Annotated in this window: 5 protein-coding genes; all 5 read left to right on the top strand. The window is 63.1% G+C overall.

The genetic code is table 11. From position 1 onward, the window contains the following. The coding region (locus HNQ95_RS30690) for a TIGR02186 family protein (RefSeq protein WP_182576001.1) at positions 1-132 on the top strand (132 nt) is incomplete at its 5' end. A gap of 349 nt (positions 133-481) precedes the next feature. Further along, the gene (locus HNQ95_RS30685) at positions 482-2,278 is read left to right on the top strand and encodes an acyl-CoA dehydrogenase (protein ID WP_067965447.1); all 1,797 of its coding nucleotides are present in this window, start codon (positions 482-484) and stop codon (positions 2,276-2,278) included. 63 nt (positions 2,279-2,341) lie between these two features. Continuing rightward, on the top strand, positions 2,342-3,514 hold the full coding sequence (locus tag HNQ95_RS30680; protein ID WP_157097166.1) for an acyl-CoA dehydrogenase family protein: 1,173 nt from the start codon (positions 2,342-2,344) through the stop codon (positions 3,512-3,514). A gap of 31 nt (positions 3,515-3,545) precedes the next feature. Then, positions 3,546-4,754, top strand: a complete 1,209-nt coding sequence (locus HNQ95_RS30675) for an acetyl-CoA C-acetyltransferase (RefSeq protein ID WP_067965446.1) — start codon at positions 3,546-3,548, stop codon at positions 4,752-4,754. Between the two features lie 22 nt (positions 4,755-4,776). Next, complete coding sequence (locus tag HNQ95_RS30670) at positions 4,777-6,996, top strand: 3-hydroxyacyl-CoA dehydrogenase NAD-binding domain-containing protein (RefSeq protein WP_067965441.1); 2,220 nt, start codon at positions 4,777-4,779, stop codon at positions 6,994-6,996. The last annotated feature ends 2 nt before the right edge of the window (positions 6,997-6,998 follow it).

Below are 6,998 nucleotides of genomic sequence, written 5' to 3'. Positions count from 1 at the left end.
ATCGTCAAGTCGGGCTTCGAGCAGACCATCTTTCGCTTCGCCACCGACCACGGCTTCGGCTACGGCCTCTTTGCCATCGGGCTGGCCATGCTCACCGGTTGGCTCGGCAGGATCATCTTCAGGAAGGACTGAAGGGGAGGCCAAGCTCTGTGCTTCCGCTCGGTGGTCGCCGGCACTCGACGGCTGACTGGCTATCGCATCCTCATATCGGCAAGTCCGGCACCGGCGTTGTCACGGCGACATTGGCAAGGGCGGAAGCAGCCAAGCAGCAGGCGCCTGCGCCTTTCCGCCCGGCCAGCGCCTGCTCAGTGCTGACGACCTCCTAAAAAGCTCAAAACGCAAGGAAAATTTCGCCGAATTGCGGATTCGCAAAAATTGACGTTTACGCAAACGTCAATTTTTGCTAATCGCGGTTCGACAAGCGGTTCCCCGTCGCATACCGTCTGGCCGGAACCGGCTCACATTTGCTGGAGGAAGAGCAATGCCGACATTTCGCGCGCCGGTCCAAGACACACTTTTCGTGCTCAATGACGTGCTCGGCTACGAGCGCTACAGCAACCTCGCCGGCTTCTCCGACGCCAGCCCGGACGTGCTGGAGGCGATCCTCGCAGAGGGCGCCAAGCTCGCCGAAAACGTCATGCATCCGCTCAACCGCGTTGGCGACATGGAGGGCTGCGTCCGCAACGACGATGGCTCGGTGACGACGCCCAAGGGCTTCAAGGAAGCCTTTGACCAGTATCGCGAAGGCGGCTGGATGGGGCTGGCCGTACCAGTCGAGCACGGCGGGCAGGGCCTTCCCTACACTGTTCATTCAGCTGTCGGCGAATACATGTCGGCCGCCAACATGGCGCTGATGATGTATCCCGGCCTGACGCAAGGCGCGATGGCCGCGATCCTCGTCCATGGTTCGGACGAGCAGAAGGCGACCTGGCTGCCGAAGATGGTCGAGGGCACCTGGACCGGCACCATGAACCTGACCGAGCCGCATTGCGGCACTGATCTCGGCCTCCTCCGCTCCAAGGCCGTGCCGAATGGCGACGGCTCATATCGGATCTCCGGCCAGAAGATCTTCATCTCGGCCGGCGAGCACGACATGTCCGAGAACATCATCCATCTGGTGCTGGCCCGTATCGAGGGCGCGCCGGAAGGCGTGAAGGGCATCTCGCTGTTCATCGTGCCGAAATTCAAGCTCGACGCTTCGGGTAACCCCGCCGCGCGCAACACCGTTTCTTGCGGCTCGATCGAGGAGAAGATGGGCATCCACGGCAACTCGACCTGCGTCATGAATTATGACGAGGCCGAGGGTTTCCTGATCGGCGAGGCCAATGGCGGCCTGAAGGCGATGTTCACGATGATGAACGAGGCGCGCCTCGGCGTCGGCCTGCAGGGCCTGGCGGTTTCCGAAATTGCCTATCAGAACGCCGTCGCCTATGCCAAGGACCGCATCCAGGGCCGCTCGCTGACCGGGCCGAAGGCGCCTGACAAGAAGGCCGATCCGATCATCGTCCACCCCGACATCCGCCGCAAGCTGATGACCATGAAGGCCTTCAACGAGGCCGGCCGGGCACTGGTGCTGTGGACCGCCATCAATTCCGACGTCGCCCACCGTTCCGAGGACGGCGCCGAGCGCCAGGCTGCCGACGACCACATGGGTCTGATGACCCCGATCGTGAAGGGTGTGCTGACCGACAAGGGCTTCGAGCATGCCGTGATGGCGCAGCAGGTTTTCGGCGGCCACGGCTACATCGAGGAGCATGGCATGAGCCAGTTCGTGCGCGATGCCCGCATCGCCATGATCTATGAGGGCGCCAACGGCGTGCAGGCGCTCGACCTCGTCGGCCGCAAGCTCGGCCTCAATGGCGGCCGCGCCGTGCAGGCCTTCTTCAAGGAAGTCGGCGAGTTCTGCGAGGCCAATCGCGGTGACGAGCAGATGGCGCCCTACACCAAGGCGCTGAAGAAGGGCCTTAACGACCTGCAGGCAGCGACCATGTGGCTGGTGCAGAACGGCATGGCCAATCCGGACAATGCCGGTGCCGCCTCGACCGACTATATGCATCTCTTCGGCCTCGTCGCGCTTGGCTACATGTGGGGTCGGATGGTCAAGTCGGCGCAGGACAAGCTGGCAACAGGCGCCAATGGTTCGGCTGATTTCTACGAAACCAAGCTGGTGACGGGGCGCTACTTCATGGAGCGCGTCATGCCCGAGACCTCGGCGCATCTCGCGCGCCTGTCGACCGGTTCGGCGACGATGATGGCGCTCGCCGCGGAGGCGTTCTGATCGAAGACCTGGCGGCCGTTCGCGGCCGCCTCGCAATTGCGGCGTCGAAACGCGGAGGAGATCGTGGCGACAATTCCTGCAGATGTTCTGGGGCTCCCGAAGCCCGCCTGGGCCGCGGACGACGTGGCGATGCTCTACGACATGGCACACCGCTTCATGTCGGAAGAGATCCTTCCGCATTATGACGGCTACGAGAAGAACGAGATCGTCGACCGTGCCGCCTGGGAAAAGGCCGGTGCTGCTGGCCTGCTCTGCGCCTCGATTCCCGAGGAATATGGCGGTTCGGGCGGCACCTTCGCCCATGAGAGCGCGATCATCGAGGCGATCGGCCATGTCGGCGTCGACGGTTTCGGCATCGCCCTGCACAATGCCATCGTCGCCCCCTATATCCTTCACTATGGCTCCGAAGAGCAGAAGAAGAAGTGGCTGCCCAAGATGGCGACCGGCGAGTTGATCGGCGCCATCGCCATGACCGAACCGGGTGCCGGCTCCGATCTGCAGGGTGTGAAGACGCGCGCCGAAAAGGACGGCAACCAGTACCGGATCAACGGCTCCAAAACCTTCATCACCAACGGCCAGCTGGCGAACCTGGTCATCGTGGTGACCAAGACCGACCCGTCCAAGGGCGCCAAGGGAACCTCGCTGATCGTCGTCGAGACCGACGAGGTCGACGGTTTCGAGCGCGGCCGCAACCTCGACAAGATCGGGCTCAAGGCCAATGACACTTCGGAGCTGTTCTTCAACGACGTGCGCGTGCCGACATCCAACCTGCTCGGGCAGGAAGAGGGGCAGGGTTTCGTTCAACTGATGCAACAGCTGCCGCAGGAGCGGCTGGAAATCGGCACCGGCGCGATTGCCATGATCGAGCGCGCGCTGGCCGTGACCATCGACTACGTCAAGGACCGCAAGGCCTTCGGCAAGGCGATCCTGGATTTCCAGAACACCCAGTTCAAGCTGGCCGAACTCAAGACCGAGGCGACCATCGGCAGGGTTTTCTACAACGACTGCGTCGCCCGTCACATTTCCGGCGGGCTCGATCCGGTAACTGCTTCGATGGCCAAGTATTGGCTGTCCGACCTGCAGTGCAAGATCGTCGATGAGTGCCTGCAATTGTTTGGCGGCTATGGTTATATGAACGAATACCCGATCGCCCGCATGTATCGCGACGCCCGCGTGCAGCGCATCTATGGTGGTACGAACGAGATCATGAAGTTGCTGATCGCGCGCTCGCTCTGAGCAGCCGATCCGGAAACCAAGGAGCAAGAAAATGGCTGACGCTTTTGTCTATGACGCCGTGCGCACGCCGCGCGGCAAGGGCAAGAAGGATGGATCGCTGCATGAGGTTCCGGCGGTGCGCCTCGGCGCCAAGGTGCTGGAAGCGCTGCGCGACCGCAACGGCTTCGACACGGCAGAAGTCGACGACATCATCTTCGGCTGCGTCGATCCCGTCGGCGAAGCCGGTTCGGTGATCCCGCGCTCGGCCGCCTTCGAGGCCGGCTACGACAACAAGGCGCCGGGCATGCAGATCTCGCGCTTCTGCGCCTCCGGCCTCGACGCCATCAACTTCGGCGCTGCGAAGATCGCGCAGGGTGCCGACGAGATCGTGATCGCCGGCGGCGTGGAATCGATGTCGCGCGTCGGCATGGGCATGTCGGGCGGCGCCTGGTTCATGGATCCCTCGGTCGGCATGCCGGCCTGGTTCATGCCGCAAGGCGTATCGGCCGATCTGATCGCCACCAAATATGGTTTCTCGCGCGACGACGTCGACGCCTATGCCGTCGAGAGCCAGAAGCGCGCCGCCAAGGCCTGGGAGAAGGGCTACTTCAAGAAGTCGGTGGTTCCGGTGAAAGACCAGAACGGCCTCACCATCCTCGCCCATGACGAGCACATGCGCCCGACCACCGACATGCAGTCGCTCGGCCAGCTGCAGCCTTCCTTCGTCATCCCCGGCGAGATGGGCGGCTTCGACGCGGTCGCCGTGCAGCGTTATCCCGAGCTCGAAGAGGTCAACCACGTCCACCATGCCGGCAATTCGTCCGGCATCGTCGACGGTGCGGCGGCCGTCCTGCTCGGCTCTAAGAAGGCCGGCAAGACGATGGGCCTCAAGCCGCGCGCCCGCATTCGCGCCTTCTCCAACATCGGCTCCGAGCCGGCGATGATGCTGACCGGTCCGGTCGACGTCACCGAGAAGCTGCTCAAGCGCGCCAAGATGAAGATCTCCGACATCGACTTGTTCGAGCTCAACGAGGCCTTCGCCTCGGTGGTGCTGCGCTACATGCAGGCCTTCGAGATCCCGCACGACAGGATCAACGTCAATGGCGGCGCGATCGCCATGGGACACCCGTTGGGGGCCACCGGGGCGATGATCTTCGGCACTGTACTCGACGAACTGGAGCGCCGGGACCTCAACACCGCGCTGGTGACGTTGTGCATCGGCGCCGGCATGGGCACCGCAACGATCATCGAACGCGTTTGATTTCGGCCGGAAGGAGACAGACATGACCTATACCAACTTCACGGTCGAAACCGATGCCGATGGCATCGCGCTCGTCACCTGGAACATGCCCGACCGCTCGATGAACGTCTTCACCGAAGAGGTGATGGGCGAGCTCGACAAGATCATCGACCAGGTCGTCGCCGACGCCGGCATCAAGGGCGCCGTCATCACCTCGGGCAAGGAGACCTTCTCCGGCGGTGCCGACCTCACCATGCTGCAGAAGATGCTCGGCATCTATGCCAAGGAGAAGTCCAAGGATCCGGAAAAGGCAGCCAGGCTCCTGTTCGACAATGCCGGCCGCATGGGCGCGTTGTGGCGCAAGCTCGAAACCTGCGGCAAGCCGTGGGTGTCGGCGATCAACGGCACCTGCATGGGCGGCGCATTTGAATTGTCCCTGGCTTGCCACGGCCGCGTCGCGGCTGACTCGGACAAGGTCAAGATGGCCCTGCCGGAAGTGAAGGTCGGTATCTTCCCGGGCGCCGGCGGCACCCAGCGCGTGCCGAGGCTTGCCGACCCGCAGTCGGCGCTGCAGATGCTGACCTCGGGCCAGACGCTGTCGCCGCAGAAGGCGAAGGGCATGAATCTGATCCACGAGATCGCCGAGCCGAAGAAGCTGATCGAGACCGCCAAGGCGATGATCAGGAATGGCCTGAAGCCGGTCCAACCCTGGGACGAGAAGGGCTTCAAGCTGCCCGGCGGTCCCGTCTATTCTGCCGCAGGCGCCAATCTCTGGCCGCCGGCAATCGCCATCCTGCGCCGCGAGACCTATGGCAACTATCCGGCTGCGACAGCGATCCTGAAATGCGTCTATGAAGGCCTTTTGGTGCCGTTCGACACCGGCCTGCGGATAGAGCAGCGCTACTTCACCGAGATCATGCAGACCAGGGAAGCGGCAGCGATGATCCGCTCGCTGTTCGTGTCGCTGCAGGAGCTGAACAAGGGCGCTCGCCGTCCCGAAGGCATCGCCGATACCAAGTTCAAAAAGATCGGCATCATCGGCGCCGGCTTCATGGGGGCGGGCATCGCCTTTGTCACCGCCAAGGCCGGCATCCCGGTGGTGCTCGTCGACCGCGACCAGGAAGCGGCCGACAAGGGCAAGGCGCACTCCGACAGCCTGATCTCCGACCAGGTCAAGAAGGGGCGGGCCAAGCCGGAGGAGCGCGAGAAGCTCCTGTCGCTGATCACGCCGAGCGCCGACTATGCCGACCTCGCCGGCTGCGACCTTGTGGTCGAGGCGGTCTTCGAGGATTCGGAAGTCAAGAAGGCGACGACCGAGAAGGCGGAAGCCGTGCTCAAGTCGTCGGCGGTGTTTGCCTCCAACACCTCGACCATACCGATCACCTCGCTTGGCAAGAACTCGGTTAGGCCGAAGAACTTCATCGGCATCCACTTCTTCTCGCCGGTCGACAAGATGATGCTGGTCGAGATCATCATGGGCAAGAAGACCGGCGACAAGGCGCTTGCGGTGGCGATGGACTTCGTCCGCGCCATCAAGAAGACGCCGATCGTCGTCAACGACACGCGTGGCTTCTACGTCAACCGCTGCGTGCTGCGCTACATGTCGGAAGCCTTCAAGATGCTGATCGAAGGCGTGCCGGCAGCGATGATCGAGAACGCCGCCAAGGCTGCCGGCATGCCGGTCGGCCCGCTGGCGCTGACCGACGAGACCGCCGTCGACCTCGCCCAGAAGATCATGAAACAGACCATCCGGGACCTCGGCGAGAAGGCCGTCGATCCACGCCAGATGGCGCTGATCAACACCATGGTCGACAGCCATGGTCGCCTCGGCCGCAAGAACACCAAGGGCTTCTACGATTACCCGGCAAAACCGGCGAAGAAGAAGCTGTGGCCCGGCCTCAAGGACCTCTATCCGCAGCTTGCTCCGGAGAAGGTCGATGTCGAGGAGATCAAGCAGCGCCTGCTGTCGGTCATCGCGCTCGAAGCCGTGCGCGTGATGGAGGAGGGCATCGTCACCGACCCGCGCGAGGCGGATGTCGGCTCGATCCTCGCCTTCGGCTTCGCGCCCTACACCGGCGGTGCGCTGTCCTACATCGACGGCATCGGTGCCAAGAAGTTCGTCAAGATCGCCAAGGACCTGCAGAAGAAGTACGGCGCCGAGTTCAAGGCGCCCAAGCTGCTGGTCGACATGGCCGAGAAGGGCGAGACCTTCTACCAGCGCTTCGATCCTTACGCGAAGGCAGAGGAAAAGAAGGCGGCCTGACG

The organism is Aminobacter ciceronei (assembly GCF_014138625.1).
In the GTDB taxonomy this organism is placed as follows: Bacteria; Pseudomonadota; Alphaproteobacteria; order Rhizobiales; family Rhizobiaceae; genus Aminobacter; species Aminobacter ciceronei.
This window is presented reverse-complemented; position numbering and strand designations above follow the sequence as displayed.